Here is a 19,335-nt window from a genome sequence, read left to right as displayed (position 1 = left end):
TACAAAATAATCTAGTTTACCAAGTATTTAATTTGACTTGTTAATTAAATATTAATACGGTTAAAATTACGTGTTTATGAGGAAAAATTAGCAGCGATGATGATTTTGAAGGGGAGCGATCGCCTGCAACCCCCGTATTTTCCACAAGCAACTTTTCACTCAACTAACCCCAAAGTTGCCTGAATTCCGGTAATAACCGCAATACCAGAACTAACTATATGAAAAACTATCCGGTACACCGAGAAAGTACGGATAAAATAGACCGAGAAATTACGCAAAAACTCAAAAACCGAGTGGCAAGTAGGCGCCCAAGCGCCTACTACGAACAACCTAAAAGAAACCCGGTTTTTTGAAAAAACCGGGTTTCTGGAGCAAGGCGTGGGAGTGATGAACTACTAAATTGAAAAATGGGGATGGCAAATTGAAAGTTGTTTAATCTGCTGCTGCAATTTGCAATCTGAAATCTCAAATTTGAAATTACAATCTCACTTGCTGCAAATTGCTGCGGGGATTAAAACTACGGGATGAGCGAATTTTTTCATAATATTCTCGCTCGACGGCACTAATTTCTTTCGGTGCCACAATAGTAATTTTCACCATTTGGTCGCCGCGATCGCTTTTAGGATTAGGCCAACCTTTACCGCGCAATCGGAGAGATTGTCCAGAACGAATTCCAGGGGGAACGTTTACCGTCACGTTGCCATCGGGAGTGGGTACTTCAATTTTGGCTCCCAATACCGCTTCATCTGGAGCAATTGGCACTTCGCAAACCAAATTATCTCCCTCAAATTGGAAGAATGGGTGCGGTTGCAGTTCTACATTCAAGTACAAATCCCCCCGTTGTTGGTTGTAGGGACTCACCGCACCTTTGCCTTTGACGCGGATGCGGCTACCTTTCTTCGCGCCAGGGGGAATGCGGACGTTAATCTCTTCTGTACCGAGGTTTAAACGCTTCTGGACGCCGTGAAATGCTTCGGATAGGGATAGGGTAAGCGTTGCTTCTCGATCGGTGGCTGAGGCTGGGCTGGAGGTGTTAGATCCATCGAAGCCGCTAAAGTTGTCAAAGCCGGTGGAGCGACCTGTGGACGTGCGGTAGGAGTAACTCCGACTCCCAGAGCGTCCAGTTCCAGTTTGAGCGCCGGTGCTGCCCATGCGACCGAGCAATTCGTTGATAAACTCATCGAAGTTGGAGTATTGACTGAAGTCGAAGCCGCTAAAATCAACGTTAGTGCCAGCAGCGCCACCACCGGGCCATGTTTGACCGGCTTGTTTCCAATATTGTCCGAATTGGTCGTATTTTTTGCGTTTTTCTGCGTCTGACAGCACTTCGTAGGCTTCGTTGATTTCTTTGAAGCGGGTTTCGGCTTCTTTGTTGCCCGGGTTCATGTCGGGGTGGTATTTTCGTGCTAGTCGGCGGTAGGTTTTTTTAATTTCGTCGGCACTAGCGGTTTTGTTCACCCCCAGAACGGCATAATAGTCTTTAAAATCAGTTGCAGCCATCCACCAGTCTCCTCTCGATCAAAGATTTTAATTTATTGGTTTTCTCTAGTTTGGTGCTTGTTTTTTATAGTTAGTTAGGGTCAATGCTAGAATTAGGACAATACCTAATTAATGGGCATTATTATCTTTAATTGTGCCTTTTAGAATATCAAAGGTGCAAGTTCGGTCGGGTACGGTTCTTTCTCACTTGCGCGAACGCAGTAACCGTACTACACCCACCCGGATAGTAGCGGATCAGACAATCGAGTCCATCTGCCAAGGAGGGTGGCTCTTGCCGCAATTGGCGGTGCATCCGCAATATAACATCATCGGGGACTCGTCGTCGCCGTTGGCGGTTGCGGTGCAGACACAGCCAAACGGGGGTATCTAACCACAAGCCGGTAATATAGGTGAAGCCAGTATCGCGGGCGAGGGCGATCGCTTCTCGGCGATGTTGTAGCACAGCATTCGTAGCATCAAAAATTGCTGACCTTGCAGAGTTTTGGCAAATTGCACCAACTGCTTGCTGCAATTGTCGCTGTAATTCCTGCCCAATTAAAACCCAAGCTCCTTGGATTGCTTCATCGCCAAACAGTTGACCCCGGATGGCATCGGTAGAAATTAGTAGATGTCCCTGAGAAGCTGCAACGATTTGTTGCGCCAGAGAAGACTTACCACTGCCAGGAATTCCGATTAGGAGAACGAGTTTTGTCATTGGCGATTGGTAATTGGTAATTGGTAATTGGTAGTTGTTCATTTCCATTCCCCATTACCCATTACCTATTACCGATTACCAAATGATTAAATGATCGTTCCATCAGGAATTACAGCACCCTTCAACACGACAACAATGCCGTTGCGGATGTAGAATCCTTCACTTTCGCGATTGGCTTCTTCGACGCGGTCTTTATTAATAATTTGCACGTCGCAGCCAATGCAAGCATTTTTGTCGATAATCGCGCGGCGAATCGTCGAGTTGGAGCCGATACCCACCGGAACTTTATTATCTGGACAGGCGGAGCCCCCTTCGGCGTATGATTCGTAGAAATCTGCTCCCATTAGCAGGGAACTATCGATCAAGCTGCCGGATTCGACGAGCGAGCGCACTCCCAATACCGAATTTTCAATCCGACATTCTTTCAAAATGCACCCTTCACTAATCAGCGATTCCGTTACCCGGCAATCCAACACTTTCGACGGCGGCAAGTAACGGGAGCGAGTATAAATCGGCGCTTGTTCGTCGTAGAAACTAAACGGCGGATGCGGTTGTCGCGTCAGCGCCAAATTGGCTTCGTAGAACGATTCAATTGTCCCGATATCTTCCCAGTAGCTATCAAATAAGTACGCTTGGACGTTATAGTCCTTCGATGCAGCTGGGATAATTTCTTTACCAAAATCAGTGCGTTCTTGCGCTTCTTTCAGCAGGGTTAACAATGCTTCTTTTTTGAAGACATAAATCCCCATTGAAGCAATGTAAGGCATTTTCTCTGCTTCTGCGCGACTCAACCCCAAGGTTGTAGTATCGACCTGCATCTGCTTCAGGGCGTCGCCTTTGGGTTTTTCGCTGAATTGAACCACCCTGCCGTTCTGATCGATTTTCATCAACCCAAAATCGGAGGCGCGTTTTTCATCCATCGGCACGACGGAGATGGTAATATCCGCATTGGTGTCGTGGTGGCGCTGCCAAAACTGGCGATAGTCCATCCGGTAGAGGTGATCCCCGGATAAAATCAGGTATTCATCCACATCCCATTCTTCAAACAGCCACATATATTGGCGTACCGCATCTGCCGTGCCCTGAAACCAGTTGGGGTTTTCGGGAGTTTGCTGTGCGGCGAGTACCTCGACAAATCCCTCGGTAAAACCGGAAAAGTTGTAGGTACGGGCAAGGTGGCGATTGAGGGATGCCGAGTTAAATTGCGTCAGAACGTAGATTTTGAAGATCTCTGAGTTAATGCAGTTACTGACGGGGATATCGATCAGGCGATATTTCCCTGCCAGCGGGACTGCTGGTTTTGCGCGTAGCTTGGTGAGGGGGTAAAGGCGAGTACCCGCGCCACCTCCCAGGATAATAGCCAGAACTTTTTTCACAACAAACCTCTCGAGATGCCGATCGTTCCCAAGTACAGTGTCTGATTGTCGGGGATCGATTGCAAGAGGGGAAATGAAGAAATCGCGCGATCGCTTTCCCAACCGAGTCTAGATCCCCTATGGTAGGGTTAATGGTTGCCGCAGTAGCATGAGGGTGACAAGTTTAATGGGTATAATCAAAAATCATTGATAAAAAAGCAAAATTTATATGTCAGAAACAGATGAATTGGTGCAACAGCTATTAGACCTGGACGAAGATGAACTGAAAGTACAGCTAGGAATGCACGCCCAAGGGATGGCAACAGATTCGAGAAGTGCTTCAGTTGCATCGATTGAAGTTCAGGCGGCATCCAGAGGTGTATTTGACACAAAAGCGTTAGAAATCGGTCAGCGACTTTTCGATCGCATCAATGCGGGTGCTTACGATATCCTGTGCGGCAATCCGTTTGGAGATAGTGGCGAAACTTTGCAAAAACTGGAAACCGCTTTAAGCGAAAATTACGCCAAAGCAGCGGGAATTATAGCGCCGGTTTTGGTGAGCGGGTTGGGATTAGCGCCGGCGATCGCCACCATCATCGCAACGATTATTGTCAAAAAAATTGCTCAAGGATCGTCTAATTTAATCTGCGAAACTTGGCACAAGAGTTTAAAACCTGCGGAAAATCCAACGGCTTGAAACAGTGAAAAGCGGTGCGTTAGCGAAGCGCGTAACGCACCCTACAATTCTGACCGAATTTTAGATTTTGGATGCAAGGATTTTGGATTAAATAATTCAAAATCTGAAATCTAAAGTTGGCAAGTATTTTTCGCTCCCCTAGCTGTTTCATTCTCCGGGTTTAGCAAAGCTGGATGATGCCGCAATTGATTGCAGCCAATTTGCAGCCAGTCTTGCCAGGTACCTGCACGCCAAGTGCGGATAGTCTTGTCTGCACTGCCACTAATAATTGATTTGCCATCGGTGCTAAAGACAACAGAAGTAACCTGGGCTTTATGTCCCTCGAAGGCGTCGCCTAACGGATTGCCCTGCAAATCCCATAAGCGCACCGTATTGTCCCAACTGCCACTAGCGATGAATTGACTATTGGGGCTAAAAGCGATCGCACTCACCCAACCTGTATGTCCCTGAAAAGGTTCGCCTATCAGGTTGCCCTTGAAGTCCCACAAGCGCAACGTGTTGTCTTCACTGCCACTGGCAATGTACTTGCCATCTCGGCTAAAAGCCAAAGACTCGATACCCAGCGGATGTCCTTGAAAGGCAGAACGCAGCAATTTACCTTGCACATCCCACAAGCGGATTGTTCCATCATTGCTGCCGCTAGCAATGGTGGCGCCATCGGGACTAATTGCCACAGAATTGACTGGCACAGACTTTTTATCCTTGTCATATGCCTGGAGATGATGAAGTTCGACTAGCTGGTTGCCCTCAACCTTCCACAAACTGACGATTCCGTCACCGCCGCCGCTGACAATCGTTTTACCGTCGGTGCTGATAGTAACAGCCGAAACTCGTTGCTGATGGCGACTACTGGAGGCGGCAATTAGGTTGCCCTGCCGGTTGGATAGGCGCACTCTCCCATCATCGCTGCCACTCACAATCGTTTTACCGTCAGCACTCATGGCAATTGACAACACCGTCACCCCTTTGCCTTGAAAAGGTTTGCCAATTGGCTTCCCTTGGCGATTCCACAAGCGGACGCTTCCACCATCGCTGCCATTACTGTCATAACTTCCACTGACAATTGTTTGACCGTCAGCACTTATGGCTGCACGCCAGACTTGACCTGGATAATCCTTGCCAGTAGCTTCCCGAAAGGTTTGGGAAATCCGCTTGTTTTCCTGCAAGTCCCATAAGCGCACGGTGTTGTCGTTACTGCCGCTGACAATGAACCTGCCATCAGGACTAAAGGCAACAGTTCTCAGCCAACTTGTGTGTCCTTGGAGGGGTTGACCAATTTGGTTGCCGTTTAAATCCCACAAGCGGATACTGTTGTCTTTACTGCCACTGACAATCGTTTGACTATTGGGACTAAAGGCTACGGTCGTGACACCACTCACATTTCCTCGGAAGGATTCGCCGATGGGATTGCCGTTTAAGTTCCACAAACGCAGAGTCTGGTCTTCACTGCCGCTGACAATATACAGCGGTTTGCAGCCGTATGAGGTACGGCTTTGTTTGTGTAGCGGCACCCTTAAGGGTGCCGCTACACAAACAAAGCCGTTTGGCTGTACCTCACCCATTTGAAATCCGCTATATTTGTTATTTGGGCTAAAAGCTACAGATGTAACGCCGCCCCGATGTCCTTGGAAGGGTTTGCCAATTGGCTTGCCGTTTAAGTCCCACAAGCGTAGCGTTTTATCATTGCTGCCGGTGACAATAAACTTGCCATCTGGACTGAAGGCTACAGCCGTAATATTCGCTTGATGCGCCTGAAATTGCTGTTTCAAGTTGCCTTTTAAATCCCACAAACGTAGGATGCCGTCATTGCTACCGCTGGCAATTATTTGACCGTTTTTCGGGTTGAAGGCAACGGCAGTAACCTGATAATTTTTCCCCAAATTTGAGGTTGGCGCACCATAGGCATAGTAACTATAAGAAGAGTTGGAACTAGACGAAGGTAAATTAATATTTTGCTGTTTAAAGGGTTTGGCAATGGGGTTGCCGTTTAAGTCCCACAAGCGTAGGGTTCCGTCATTACTGCCACTGACAATCAATTTGCCATTTGGACTAAAGGCCACAGCCGTAACCCAATTCCCCTGTCCTTGAAAGGGTTTGCCGATGGGCTTGCCGTTGAAGTCCCACAAGCGCAAGGTTTTGTCCGAACTCCCACTGACAATTATTTGGCTATTCGGACTAATGGTAACCGAGGTGACGGGACGCTGATGCGCTTTGAGAATATTGCTTTCTTTGGGGATTTCAATCGCACTTAATAAACTGGATTGAACGGGAGGAATCGCTTCTGGAACCAGCGGCATTAACTGGTGGAATCGGCGGTTTTCACCCGCAGACTGCACTGCCAGCAAAAGCCCATCAATGGGTTTTCCAGCTACTAGCAGGTTCCGCACTCTGGCTGCTTTTTCGCGTAAAACTGAAAACTGGAGTTGAATTAAGGAAAAAATTGTTAATCCAAATAAGGAAAGAATAATGCCAATCACTAAAGAAATAAAGAGTTGACGCCGTTGAATGCTGCGCTCGATAAATTTTGATTCGTGGGCGTTAAACCAGTGTTTGTCGGCGGTAAAAATTGCCCGAATTTGCAGTAAACGCGGGTCATTGTCCCAAAGTAAGCCTCCGGCTTTCTTTTCTACCCAATTTTTTACATCTATGGTCAATTCCCGCTGCACGAGTATATTTTGCTGGGCTTGGCTTTTCCACTCTTCCAATTGTTGCCACCCCCGGACTAAAAAATCATGGGCGGGTTCTGCATAAGCTTCCCCCGTTTCTTCTCCTCTGATAATTAAACGTGCTTTATCTAAGCATTCGAGGACTTTTTCGACTCGCTGATTTTCTGCATCCTCTCGATACACAAATTCAGATAAGGGGACTTTTCTCCTGGTTGAATTCCCGCCTTCAATGGCTAGCATTCGCAAGAGTACCCGCCGCATAGTGGCGCGATGGGCATCGTCGGGTAATGCGTTGTATTCTAGGTTGGCTCTGCGGGTTAGAGAGCCTGCGATACCGCCTTCTTTGTCGAATTCGGCATCAATGGTGAGGGCGCGATCGCTACTTTCTTTTTGCTGCCATTTTTCATATAATTTAATATAAAATTCGCTCAAGGTAAACGATAATAAAGGCAAGGCTCCCGGCATTTGTCCGACTTCATCAATTAACCGATCGACTAAATTTGGCGGGTCAAAATAAAGCGCCATTTCCGTTGCAGGCGCTTCAATAGCTCGGCGCAATTCATCCGACTTCATCGCTCGTACCGGAAATCGCGCTTTTGTCCAGTAGGAGCGAACCGTTGGAGATTCCAAAAAACGCGGTTCAAAATCTGACCGCAAGGTGACTACAATACACAGTTGAGATAAATTCGCCGCGAGAATTTCTTCGGCGAGTTTAAAGAATTGTTGCACCTTGATTTGATGGTTTTGATTGAGAGTAATTAATTCTTCAAATTGGTCGATTACCAATAACAGCTTGACTCCTGGATTTTGTCGGCTCCACGATTCGATAATCTGAATGAATTGATGGGGGTCTGATTCTAGGCGATCGCTCAACGGTGTCAGGCAATTCCAAACCGAATTTTTCAATAGTTCTCTTTCAATATCATTCTGACATAAACCGTTCAATTCTTCAAAATATTCAACGGCAACGCTCTGCTTTAATGCTGTATTATCCGTTTTCCAGATATCGGCAATATAATTAAAATTTTCCAATTCTTTTTGCACAGATTGCGTTTCATCGCTGGTCAGGCCATTTCTGATTTTGGAATTCAAAAAATCAGAATTTAGTTGCTTAATTTTTGGGCTTAAAACAGAGTTGAAAAAATTGAGAGAATCGAGTTCAACTGTGGCGGGTACGTTCGCGATCGCAAAAATAATCCGCGCCAATGAAACAAACGGAGTATCCTCCGGACGCATCGGTTTTAAAATCTGCCACTGCTCGACGCGGTTGAGCAACAAAAGTTTCAAAGAAACACGCAGTTTTGCATTCGCAATCGTTAAAATTAAAATCCACCCATGAACTAAATTAATTTGGCGCAAATAAGGAATTAAACCCGCTTTCACCAGACTAGATTTACCCGATCCAGAAGCACCTAAAACAATGGCGATCGCCTGGTCGGGGTTGTGGATGCGATCGCATAAACTTTTAATCAATTCTTCTCTGCCAAAAAACAGCCGCGCTTGTTCTTCTTCAAACGGTTTTAACCCGCGATAAGGATTGTTATTTTCATTTAATTTCGGTGCTTTGCTTAAAGTATTGGGGTCAAAATTTGGGTCTTGAAAAATATACTCGCCCTTGTCATGTTTGCTTAAAGGCCAAATTCCAGGTGTTTGGCGTTCTCCCGAACGAGTTTCTACACAATCTCGCAAATAAATATAAAGTTCAGAGGCAGTAATTACGCCATCTCCGGTCAAATCTGCCTTTTTACGTTGGACGCCTTTTTTACCAGGAAATTCAATCGTATCTCGCAATGCTTCAAACAAAGCTATAGCAAAAGGCGAGTGTAAAGAGTCTTTCCCAGTTCCGCGTTTATCGCTTAAAAAATCCAATGCTTCTTGATTGTGAGCCGCAGAAGTAATCACCTGCCAAGCGGGGTATCTGATAAAGCGATCGTAATGTTCTCGATGTATAATTTGCGGAACAGGAATCGCTTTTCTTGTCCCCGACCACCGAAAAGTTCCGGCAAAACAGCAATCTAATATTACTAACAAATGACGGCAAGAAAGTGCAGCCAACGCATCGTGCAATGCCCGCATAGAAAGGAATGTTTGCGGCTCTCTGAGATTGGCATCTTGGGGTAGCAAAAAACCTGCTGGCCCTAGATCGCTATCTAAAGGCGTTCCGTGTCCGGCAAAGTAGAAAATTAAGCAGTCTTTGTCGGTGGGTTTTATTTGTTTAGGCAGTTTCTCTTCGATTAAATACTTGATGTTTTGTAGCGTGGGTTGGCATTCGGTGTCATCGGTGATTAATTCAACTTGATACTGATAATCTGTTGCTAATATTTTGGCGAACTCTTCGGCATCGTATTTGGCAGTTTTGAGTTCAGCAATGCCATTTTGGTAGTTATTAATTCCAATGACGACTGCTAAATTGCGGTTAAAATTTGACATAATAAAAATTGAAGGCGATAGAGAAATAATTTGCGATCGTAGTAATATATCCAGCTTGTTAAGAGAATTTATTACAGAGCTTTTTTTACCGTTATTTTTACCTGTTTTGTCGTCCATTCTCGGCTGGGATAAGCTGCCGGATTTGCCTTACGGGTGAGAGGCGCTTCATCAGGATCGCCAGCAATATTAGCGAGCAATTCTTCCAATGGATTACTGGCGCTGCGGGAACCTGCTTTAGCGATCGCTTCAGTTAGAGGTGGTAATTCCAGCCAGCGGAAGTTTGCTTCGCCAACGGTGGCAAAAACCTTAAAAATGTCTACCCCTTCTTCTAGTTCATCTGGAAGAATCATGCAAAATGCGATCGCTTCCTCTTCTTGTCCGGGACTGATGGTGATGAATTTCTCTCCCGCTGAGAATGGATAAATTTGGGAAATTGCCCAATCAGATTGTAAGTCTAATACGGTAACGTTTAACTCATTAATGTGGTCATTGCGAATCCGCAGAAATATCCATTCACCAGACTTGACGGTGGGATTTTCAGGGTCATCAAATGGTTCTGGGCGAGGCGGGTCTACGGGGTCATAATCCTGTTGCTTACCGATTAACTCAACGACGAGTTTGCCCATTAAAGGCGAGCTTTTATCAAAATTATCTAGCGATTGAGTAGCATAATATTTGGTCAAATGTACGAGGCGTTTGGCAAGGGTTGCGGGTGCATTGGGGTCTGTCACCTTTAGGAGGGGTTGCACATTGGCAATGGGTGCGCCAGAGCGATCGCAAATTTCGTACTCGCCTGCGTCGTTGACCGCAACGATGTAGTCAGCAGCATCATCCGCTAATTCGACCCAGCCGTTACCTGCCAACGCATCCTTGGCAGCTAGCAATCCTGGAGACAGCGATTCTGTTAGAGACAAAAGATGCACTTTTCGCACCAAATTTTCCGATGCCGAGATTGGCACGGCTTTATCGCCTTGTTGAACGGGTTGTTGACCAGGAATCGGCTTCAACTCGCACCAAGATTGAGTTGCACCGAGTTCTTGAATTTCAGCCAAAGCCAATCGTTTGTCTGTTTGGGCGAAATCTTTCGTCCCCAAGGAATAGATAGCAAATTCTGCTCCTTTGCGAAGTCCCGCCGCTTGACCTGTTGCCAGCAATACTTGCGATTTTTCCAGATCGACCTGCATCACCGTTACAGCATACTGCATCTCAATGCGATCGCTACCAAACACCAAGCGGTTGCCTTCACCTATCAGCATCGGTGTTTGTTGGGTAAAGTGAGAGTTAACCTTGGCTTTGACGCGATCGTGCAAGTCTTGATAAGTCAATTCTGGAGTTTGTTGCCTCAACGTGTCCAGCAACCAATAAGTCAGCGCCCCATTGCGTTCTTTAGTCGGGCCAAAGGCAGATTCATAAGCAAACTCGTTCGGACGACACGCTGCCAAAAAAACATAGTTACTTGCTCCAGAAATCCAACCAGCAGTCGGTTTTCCAGATTTTCCCGCTGCGATCGAATACCAATTTTTAGCCAATTCTTCTGGGGATGCCACCAAACTTTCAGTCGGTCGTTGCGCTTGGTCGATCTCTTCTGCTCCTCGGATATCAACGTCACCCGATCGTGTCACTCCTCCCGAATGGCAACTATCAAATACAACCGTCACAATCAGTCCCTTATCTACTAATTGTTTCAGAAGATAAGCCAACTCAATATCTCGGAGATATTGTCCTTCCGCCGTGCCAATGTTCGTGGTAACAATGGACTCATCGTTATCATCTTTTCCCTTCAATTCTGGATACGCTGTCACCGTGCGTCCGCCATGACCGGAATATTGAATATAAACTTGGTCGCCCGGTTGAGCCATCTCGGCAAGTTGTTGAAACTTCGCGACGATATTTTTGTAAGTAGGCCAATTTTCTGGCGGTTCAGATGGTTGATCTGTTTCGGAATTTGAAGCCGTCAGTTTTAAAATCTGCGTTTCTGGCACTTTCTGTATTTCTTTCATAAAAGCTTCTACATGGTTAATATCGCGCACGCATCCTCGCAGGCTTTTATAAGAAACCCCATCTGGCAATTTATTCGGCAGGTAACAATCAATTCCTATCAGTAATGCGTAAATTTTTGAGGTTAAATTGTTCATTTTTTTCAACCCTCGATTGTAAATGTAAGTATAAATTGCTTGATATAAATCGGGGATTCAATAGACCTGTGTTACCAGGTAAAATATTAAAACTTGACAATTGGCTCGTAGTAAGCGCTTACTACATACCTCCAATTATTGAAGCCGATCTACTTACATCTCTCAAATAACTCTTGTGGGGTGGGCATTCTGCCTGCCCTCGACTCTATTTTCCAGAAAAGTCTAATGAATTTTTATCATCGGAGGCAGAGCCTCCAGACATGTGTTACCAGGTAGAACCTGGTAACAAGAAAGAAACAAGAAATTAGTCATTAGTTATTCGCTAATTACTAATGACTAATGACTTATTTAAGTTATCAGTTTTACTAGAGTTTGAGACCCTACAATTCCGTCAACAGTCATACCGTTCTTTTCTTGAAACTGCTTGACAGCAGTATCCGTACCCGGCCCATAAACTCCATCCGCATCAAGGGTAAAACCTGCCTTGATTAAGGCTTCTTGCAGCTTTTGGACATCAGAACCCTGCATCCTGGGGCTGAACAGCCGCATAGTTCTTGGGTGATCGTCCCAAGGTGCCATCTCAAATCCCTTGGCTAGAGTCTGATTTAAACAGCCTTGAACTTGATTCCCATAAGCCCCGTCTTCGGTAATTTTTTGATTCGGATTGTTTTTATTCCAGAGTTTTTGGAAAGCCAGCGTTGCTGAACTGCGAAGATCTTGAGTTCCAGCCCCTTTATAGTCGAAGTGGGGTGGGTCTTTTTCACCCAACCAAACCCAACCGTATTTTGACAGATAGGGACGCCAGCCACCCGGGTCGTCGATATCGATAGCAATACCACTTTGATGATTGCTAGTTCCTGGCTTTGCCACAATCGGATAACCGCAACCGTTCCCCCATTTAAATAAAAGATATTGTTGGGGAAGTGTACGATAGGCTGAGTTAACTTTCAGTTTGGTTCCACGGTCTTGAATTGCTTTCCCAAGTGCCTCTTTTGCTGGCGGTATTAAGAAAGGCCAAGCCGCTGGACCGAGTTCTAAATTATCCAGGTCATCAAAGGGAACAAGAAGGTTGCCGCTGATCGCATTCACTTGATGAATGAGCTGCTGGGATAGTCCATTCACGATTTCGGTGGAACAGCCAGGAGCATCTTTAATTAAACCCGACCAAGGGCCTCGCGGCTCTGCATCTCCCTGTTCTGCTGCACGAGCTTCTCCTTCAAAAATGTCTAAACAAAGTTCAAACTCATTCGTTTCTAAATCTTCATTACTCATTGCTTACATCCTCGTTTTTTACCAGGTTGATAATTTTCAATTTGATTGCATATTTTAGATTTATTCAATTTTGTGCCTTGTCCTTTATGGGCGAACAAATCTAAACTCAAAAATCTAAAATCTAGCCAGCCTTCTTGATGGGCAATATCGATCTGAAATCTGAAATCTAAAATCTACAAACCGAGTTTGGCAAGCGTTTGAGGCCCAACAACGCCATCGGCTGTCAGACCGCTTTTTTGTTGAAACTGCTTGACTGCTTTATCAGTTCCTGAGCCAAAGACTCCATCAACCTCGACGTTGAATCCAGCTTTGACTAAAGCTTGCTGAATTCTGCGGACTTCTTCTCCTTGGACAAGGGGTTGACCGGCTGAAGCGAGAGCCAGCTTTATTTCTTTGTCTGGTTCCCAAGTTCTGGCCCATTCCCAAGGTTGGCTTAAAAATAAGGCACGTTCTGCTCTCCGCCTGCGAGATAAGCCCAGGTAAGACTTTGGCCCTGCTTTATCCCAGCGCAGAAATTGTTCGGCTGCTTCTTGATATTTGCCTTGATTTAAAAGCTGTAAAAGGGTTGATTTTAACAAGGCATTGGCGCCGACGTTGTAACTAAAACACACCAAGGCAGAAAACTGATCGTCATTAATTTTAACTTTGACAAAATCAGCCACCGCCGCTTCAAATTTGGCTAATTCTTTTTTCAGCAATTCCTCGGCTTGGGCAACGTTAATCTTCATACCAGGATGGATGCCTTCTGTGGCTCCCCATCCGATTGTCCACACACCGACGACATCTTGATAGGCTTCTAAAAACAACCCTTCAAAGGATTTAACGATCTCCAAACCTGTTTGGTTGATTTGCCTCGCAGATGTGCGAGGGTCGGGAATTTCCGGTGGCACTGCATCTGGCGGTGCGATGGTAAATGTCTCAGCTTGCGTGAACTGTAAAACTTCTAAGAGCGAGTCTACTTTTCCTTGAGTTTCTGTTAACTTAATTGGCTGCCCATCTTCCTCTTCGTACAAGCTGCCATCTTTAAAAATTTCCAGCGATCTTGTCATGATGCACTCCTGAACTAATTTTGTATAGAGTGGCGATCGCAAACGGTTAAGTTGGCTTTTTAGTCTATGCTATTTGCTTTATCTATAGATCGGGGTAAAAGACAAAAAAATTAACACTATTACTCTGACTAAGAAGACTCATAGTATAATTGAGGACGCGAAAACACATGGTACGCAGGCTACCTGGGGTGAGATCGATCTAAACTATGTAAATCAATTAAAAACTAATTTAGCTTAGCGGTGTTGCTAGTTATGTAAAAGTTTACAAAAACTGCTCAATTAAAAACTAATTTAGTCTGGCACTATTGCTAATCAGACAAAAGTTTATAAAAAGTTACCAAAAAAATAAGCTGCTCCGCATCTAAATCGAACAGGACTACGCAAACACCAAAGTTTCTCTGAAAAATCGTCGCAAAGGAAACAGCCACATATATTGGCGTACCGCATCTGCCGTGCCCTGAAACCAGTTGGGGTTTTCGGGAGTTTGCTGTGCGGCGAGTACCTCGACAAATCCCTCGGTAAAACCGGAAAAGTTGTAGGTACGGGCAAGGTGGCGATTGAGGGATGCCGAGTTAAATTGCGTCAGAACGTAGATTTTGAAGATCTCTGAGTTAATGCAGTTACTGACGGGGATATCGATCAGGCGATATTTCCCTGCCAGCGGGACTGCTGGTTTTGCGCGTAGTTTGGTTAGAGGGTAAAGGCGAGTACCTGCGCCCCCTCCCAGGATAATAGCTAGAACTTTTTTCACAACAAACCTCTCGAGATGCCGATCGTTCCCAAGTACAGTGTCTGATTGTCGGGGATCGATTGCAAGAGGGGAAATGAAGAAATTGACTAATTATTTGCGGCTGTGCTTTTATATCTAATGGCGGAGTCTAGGGTCTGGCTGGCGACTGACGACTCTGGCGTGCCTCGCGCTCTTAGCTTGCACAGAGCGAAGATTTTAGTCGCTTTTAGCCAGAATCAAATTGAGTACGTTCAACTCGTTGGAAGTTAGCAGATACTTATCGGTAAACATCTTCGCTCTTATTTCTTCTAAACTGTAGCTCCTCAACACAACAAACGGCAAATTCTCATATTTGTGACCAATGGGCAAAATATTGCCTACAGGGTACAGAGAGCGAATATAAACTTCCAGAATATTCCGTCAGCTTTCGCCTTCTGGTTCTTCAGGAGCGCTGGCCAAATAATCGCTGATGATTTCACCGCTGGCGTAATAGCGATGGCATGGCTTTTTTGCTTAAATCTCTGCTTCTTTTCGTCGCTATTTATCAACTTTTTGACTAATTCTATTGCATCTTTAATAGCTGCTTGACGACTTGGGGGGTAGGTTTTACTGTGGCTGATGATTTGCATTTTCTGCAATAGATCGTCCCTGACATCCGTGGGGATTTGTGCTGGCGATCGCATTTCGTATATTTCTTCTAAATTTTCATCTGCCGGAACTACCAGCAGGCTACCGCTAATATAACTCAGTTGGAGCGCCCCCAAATTTAATAACCCATCTAAACCGTTGTTACCTATCTGTAAAAACTCTTTGGTAAACGATTCGCGAATAGAAAGATAAGAAATTTCCTCCTGGTTCTTATCCTCTGAAGTATGCCAAACAAATTTTGAGCTAACCAGCAGTTTTTTTGAGCGCTAATATACTTGTTTGCTGAAGCGTATTCTCTTCGCTTCTCTTACATTCATTCTTCATCTGAATCATCAGGTTAACCAGCTATTCCTGTTTTCCTTCCAACTCTTCCCACAACTCCTGTGTCAAGGTGTTGAGACAAACGATGTAACAAGTTTCTCCCAAGGCATTTTTCCGAATCAAGAACTGATTTTCCTCGTTTTGGAACAAGCTAAAACCCAAACTTGATAAAATTTCAGATCCTATTTGTAACTGCATTTTCAATCTCCTTAGCAAACAAGTTGGATTGTGGCGATCGCACTCCCAATATGAGTTGCACGATCGCTATCAATCTCAGTAAACAGCGTTGTTAGTTGCCTTTTTCCTATTAGCTATGAGCGATTAGCCAATTTATCCAGAATCTCTATCAATTTTCCCTCCCTGCCATTAGAAACTAATTTAACCGGGCGTTGTTGCCAGTTTGGCATAAATTTACAAAAACTTACGAAAACGATGCTAACAGGCGAAATATCAAAGCTTGCTTTTAACTGCTCGACGAATCTCTTCCAAGCGAATTGTTCTGCCTGCTGCCGCACCGGGACAAGTCGTTTGAACGCGATCGCGGTGACCGCAAATCAAGGGTAAATTTTTTACACCAAAGTCTGCGGTTGGAGTCGGTACGGGAGTCACCGGATCCCCGAGTCCATAGCGGCGAAACAGCTTGGCGCACAATGCCACCGCTGACTCAAACTGCGCCTGGGTAATCGTGCGACTGGTATAATTTCCGTCAAACGCTATACCTAGCCCATCATTCACCCGATCGTGCGCTCCCCGCTTCAGTTGCGAGCGCGCTTCGTACACCCTACCGCTGGGCATGATGACAAAATGGTAACCAATATCGCTCCAACCCCTTCCGGCTGGCGGCTGCTGGACGTGGAACTGCTGCATTTGGCGCAACCGTTCCACCTCCGCAGATTGACTGGCATTAGTAGGTAAATTGGGATACTCAGTATGATGAAAAGTGATGCGCTGAGGTTCTAAGTCTTCCACTTCCGCTGGAGTAATATTGTTAATCCAAGTGCTGCGCGACCAAACTCGAATCGTTTGTCTTTGCACAGATAGTTCAAATTGGGCGCGGTCTGGTTCAGTTCCGATAATTTCAATTAGTCGCTTCCCGGTTTGATTAAATAATACCGGAGCTTGCCATTGACCATCTTTGACGCGAGGACGTGCCAGTTCGTACTTTTTGTCAGCTAATAATACCAACTCGGAACCATCCGCGTAGCCAGAGGTTTTACCAAATAATATAACAGTTTCTTGAGTTTCGACGACTTTGGGAGTCCTGACAAAACTGAGTGGAACAGGGGGTGGAAAAACTTGAATTGTTAACTCGACACTTTCATCATCAAGTGATAATTTAAGCAGACGATTACCTGGTTGCTGGAAGGCAAACTCAAACCGCCAAGCGCCATCAGGGTTAACAACACCAGCAGAAGTTGTGAATTGGTTGTCGATTGTGAGGGTGAGGGTTTTGCCTGCATCTTCAAGCGAAGCAGTTCCGGCGATCGCCAAGGTCTGTTTAGCCTGAATTGGTTCTTTTGGCGCTTCGGTAATTGTCAGCATTTGTCTATTGTTGAATCGTCCACCGTTTTCCATTTAAAGATAATACTGGCCTTTTTGATCGTGGGTATTACCCCTCACTCAGTTTTTTTCTAGCGATTACATATTATACTAAATCCGCGCACCACACCCGCCTGTTTAAACGAACCGCCAAGACGCCAAGAAGGCCAAGAAGAAGAGAGAGAATCAAGGAGGTAATCTTTGTGGATTTGGTATTACTCTGCAAGAGCGCCCCGACGGATTCTTAAAACAATCTATGGAATGCCGACGCTTTTCTATCAGAAGTGAGAGCCTGAAAACAGCCAATCGATGTACCTTGGCAATGGAAAGCTAGGAAGTTATTTATGCAGGTTAATACACCAGATTGGGTTAAGCACGCTGTTTTTTATCAAATTTTTCCAGATCGGTTTGCCAGGGGTAAGCAACCTCGCAAGTCCCACTTGCAGCACAGTCGTTGGGAAGATTGGCACGCCGCCCCAACTTACCAAGGTTATAAAGGCGGAGATTTATGGGGAGTGCTGGAAAATCTGGATTACTTGCAGGATTTAGGGATTAACGCGATTTACTTCACTCCGATTTTTCAATCTGCTAGCAATCACCGCTATCATACCCACGATTACTATCAGGTTGACCCGATGTTGGGGAAAAATGGCGCATTGCGGGAACTGCTAGTAGCGGCGCACGAACGCAATATCAAAATCGTCCTGGATGGAGTATTTAACCATAGCAGTCGCGGCTTTTTCTTTTTCCACGACGTGTTGGAAAATGGCCCCAATTCGCCTTGGGTAGATTGGTTCAAAATTCAAGGTTGGCCTTTATCTGCTTACAATGGTGAATATCCTGCTAATTATTCAGGTTGGGCAGGTTTGCGGGCATTACCGGAATTTAACCACGACAATCCAGAAGTGCGGGAATATATTATGGAAATCGCCGAATATTGGATGCATTTCGGCATCGATGGTTGGCGATTAGATGTGCCGGTTGAAATTAAAGCACCTGGGTTTTGGCAAGAATTTCGCGCTCGCGTTAAAGCGATCAATCCGGATGCATATATTGTGGGAGAAATCTGGGAAGATGCCAGTCAGTGGTTGGATGGCACTCAGTTTGATGGGGTGATGAACTACCTGTTTGCTGGGCCTACCATCGCGTTTACGGCAGGGGATCGCGTAGACATCGAAAAAGTCAAAGGTTCCTCTTACCAGCCTTTCCCGCCCCTCTACGCCAAGGAATACGGCGAAAAAATCAAACACCTGCTGCAACTTTATCCTTGGGAAATTCAACTAACCCAACTCAATTTATTAGCAAGTCACGATACCGCCCGACTCCTGACTATTGCCGGAGGTGACAAACCCAGCGTCGAACTCGCAACGTTATTACTATTAACATTCCCCGGCGCGCCTAGTATTTATTACGGCGATGAAGTTGGTTTAGCAGGCGGTCGAGATCCAGACTCGCGGCGAGGTTTTCCCTTAGAATCTCATTGGGAATTTGATGTTCTTGAATACCACCGCAAACTGATTGCATTAAGGCACGCCCATCCTGCCCTTCGCACGGGTTCCTACGAAATCTTATATGCCGAGGGAACTGTGTATGTTTTCGCTCGCATTTTGGGCAATGAGGAAATAATTGTTGCCGTCAATATTGGGACTGCACCTGCTTTTGTCAGCTTTGAAGTAACAAGTTTAAAATCCAAACCCAGCAAGTTATTGTACGGCAGTGCTGATGTATCTTGGAACAGCGAAGGAGAGTCTATCCAACTATCCTTGAATCTTCCTGCTCGAAGTGGTTGTATTCTCGGATAGCAGGTATCATAATTTTCTTCGTGTCCTAATTCGCTACCCTTGAATCGCTTCGCTAACGCGCCTTCGCGGTAAAAATTATTATCAACCACGAAAACCTCAAGAGCGCAACTTCCCGAAATCAACGATCTTGGTAGGGACACGGCATTAATAATCTTTGCTGTCACGGGAAGGTTTTCTCGCGCCGTGTCCCTACAACCAATTTTGATCGTTTAGATTGAATCGGATTAGAAACAATTTCTGATTATGAACCACGAAAACCTCAAGAGCGCAACTTCCCGAAATCAACGATCTTGGTAGGGACACGGCATTAATAATCTTTGCTGTCACGGGAAGGTTTTCTCGCGCCGTGTCCCTACAACAAATTTTGATCGTTTAGATTGAATCGGATTAGAAACAATTTCTGATTATGAACCACGAAAACCTCAAGAGCGCAACTTCCCGAAATCAACGATCTTGGTAGGGACACGGCATTAATAATCTTTGCTGTCACGGGAAGG

At 45.4% G+C, this 19,335-nt stretch carries 13 protein-coding genes and 1 pseudogene; 3 read left to right on the top strand and 11 right to left on the bottom strand.

Annotated features, from left to right (window positions below; all coding sequences use genetic code 11):
* The first annotated feature begins 218 nt into the window (after window positions 1-218).
* Window positions 219-353, top strand: coding sequence for a hypothetical protein (locus tag MiSe_RS51385; RefSeq protein WP_264196757.1), 135 nt, complete (start codon window positions 219-221; stop codon window positions 351-353).
* 124 nt (window positions 354-477) lie between these two features.
* On the opposite strand, the gene MiSe_RS34275 is transcribed toward MiSe_RS51385, so the two are convergent.
* The 3 genes from MiSe_RS34275 to MiSe_RS34265 form a co-directional block, all read right to left on the bottom strand.
* Window positions 478-1,500: a DnaJ C-terminal domain-containing protein gene (locus tag MiSe_RS34275; RefSeq protein WP_226588569.1), complete on the bottom strand. Its 1,023-nt coding sequence runs from the start codon at window positions 1,498-1,500 to the stop codon at window positions 478-480.
* Window positions 1,501-1,648: 148 nt separating this feature from the next.
* The gene (locus MiSe_RS34270; protein WP_226588566.1) at window positions 1,649-2,194 is read right to left on the bottom strand and encodes an AAA family ATPase; all 546 of its coding nucleotides are present in this window, start codon (window positions 2,192-2,194) and stop codon (window positions 1,649-1,651) included.
* Between the two features lie 86 nt (window positions 2,195-2,280).
* Window positions 2,281-3,570 (bottom strand): glucose-1-phosphate adenylyltransferase, encoded by a 1,290-nt coding sequence (locus MiSe_RS34265; RefSeq protein ID WP_226588564.1) that lies wholly within the window; start codon window positions 3,568-3,570, stop codon window positions 2,281-2,283.
* A 208-nt stretch (window positions 3,571-3,778) separates the two neighbouring features.
* On the opposite strand from MiSe_RS34265, the gene MiSe_RS34260 reads away from it, so the two are divergent.
* Window positions 3,779-4,246, top strand: a complete 468-nt coding sequence (locus MiSe_RS34260; protein ID WP_226588562.1) for a hypothetical protein — start codon at window positions 3,779-3,781, stop codon at window positions 4,244-4,246.
* Window positions 4,247-4,356: 110 nt separating this feature from the next.
* Here the strand turns inward: MiSe_RS34260 and MiSe_RS34255 are convergent, their stop codons facing one another.
* From MiSe_RS34255 to MiSe_RS34215, 8 genes and pseudogenes are all read right to left on the bottom strand, one after another.
* Entirely contained in the window at window positions 4,357-9,342 is a 4,986-nt protein-coding gene (locus MiSe_RS34255) for an nSTAND1 domain-containing NTPase (protein ID WP_226588560.1), read from the bottom strand.
* Between the two features lie 71 nt (window positions 9,343-9,413).
* Window positions 9,414-11,477 carry a caspase family protein gene (locus MiSe_RS34250; RefSeq protein ID WP_226588558.1) on the bottom strand — a complete coding sequence of 688 codons (2,064 nt, stop codon included), beginning with the start codon at window positions 11,475-11,477 and terminating at the stop codon, window positions 9,414-9,416.
* A 348-nt stretch (window positions 11,478-11,825) separates the two neighbouring features.
* A complete protein-coding gene (locus MiSe_RS34245) occupies window positions 11,826-12,749 on the bottom strand; it encodes a peptidoglycan-binding protein (protein ID WP_226588556.1) in 924 nt (307 codons plus the stop codon).
* A 173-nt stretch (window positions 12,750-12,922) separates the two neighbouring features.
* Window positions 12,923-13,798, bottom strand: a complete 876-nt coding sequence (locus MiSe_RS34235; protein WP_264196756.1) for a glycoside hydrolase family protein — start codon at window positions 13,796-13,798, stop codon at window positions 12,923-12,925.
* A 421-nt stretch (window positions 13,799-14,219) separates the two neighbouring features.
* Window positions 14,220-14,549 (bottom strand): annotated as a pseudogene (locus tag MiSe_RS34230) (sugar phosphate nucleotidyltransferase); the annotation flags it as partial.
* A 356-nt stretch (window positions 14,550-14,905) separates the two neighbouring features.
* Window positions 14,906-15,292 (bottom strand): hypothetical protein, encoded by a 387-nt coding sequence (locus MiSe_RS34225; protein ID WP_226588554.1) that lies wholly within the window; start codon window positions 15,290-15,292, stop codon window positions 14,906-14,908.
* A 229-nt stretch (window positions 15,293-15,521) separates the two neighbouring features.
* On the bottom strand, window positions 15,522-15,695 hold the full coding sequence (locus MiSe_RS34220) for a hypothetical protein (RefSeq protein WP_226588552.1): 174 nt from the start codon (window positions 15,693-15,695) through the stop codon (window positions 15,522-15,524).
* Between the two features lie 252 nt (window positions 15,696-15,947).
* Window positions 15,948-17,039: a peptidoglycan recognition protein family protein gene (locus tag MiSe_RS34215; RefSeq protein WP_226588550.1), complete on the bottom strand. Its 1,092-nt coding sequence runs from the start codon at window positions 17,037-17,039 to the stop codon at window positions 15,948-15,950.
* Window positions 17,040-17,380: 341 nt separating this feature from the next.
* On the opposite strand from MiSe_RS34215, the gene MiSe_RS34210 reads away from it, so the two are divergent.
* The gene (locus MiSe_RS34210; RefSeq protein ID WP_226588549.1) at window positions 17,381-18,838 is read left to right on the top strand and encodes a glycoside hydrolase family 13 protein; all 1,458 of its coding nucleotides are present in this window, start codon (window positions 17,381-17,383) and stop codon (window positions 18,836-18,838) included.
* Window positions 18,839-19,335: the final 497 nt, after the last annotated feature.

Origin of the sequence: Microseira wollei NIES-4236, assembly GCF_020521235.1 — a bacterium.
GTDB lineage: Bacteria > Cyanobacteriota > Cyanobacteriia > Cyanobacteriales > Aerosakkonemataceae > Microseira > Microseira wollei.
Note: the sequence above shows the minus strand (reverse complement) of the source record. Positions and strands in the feature narration are given on the sequence as shown.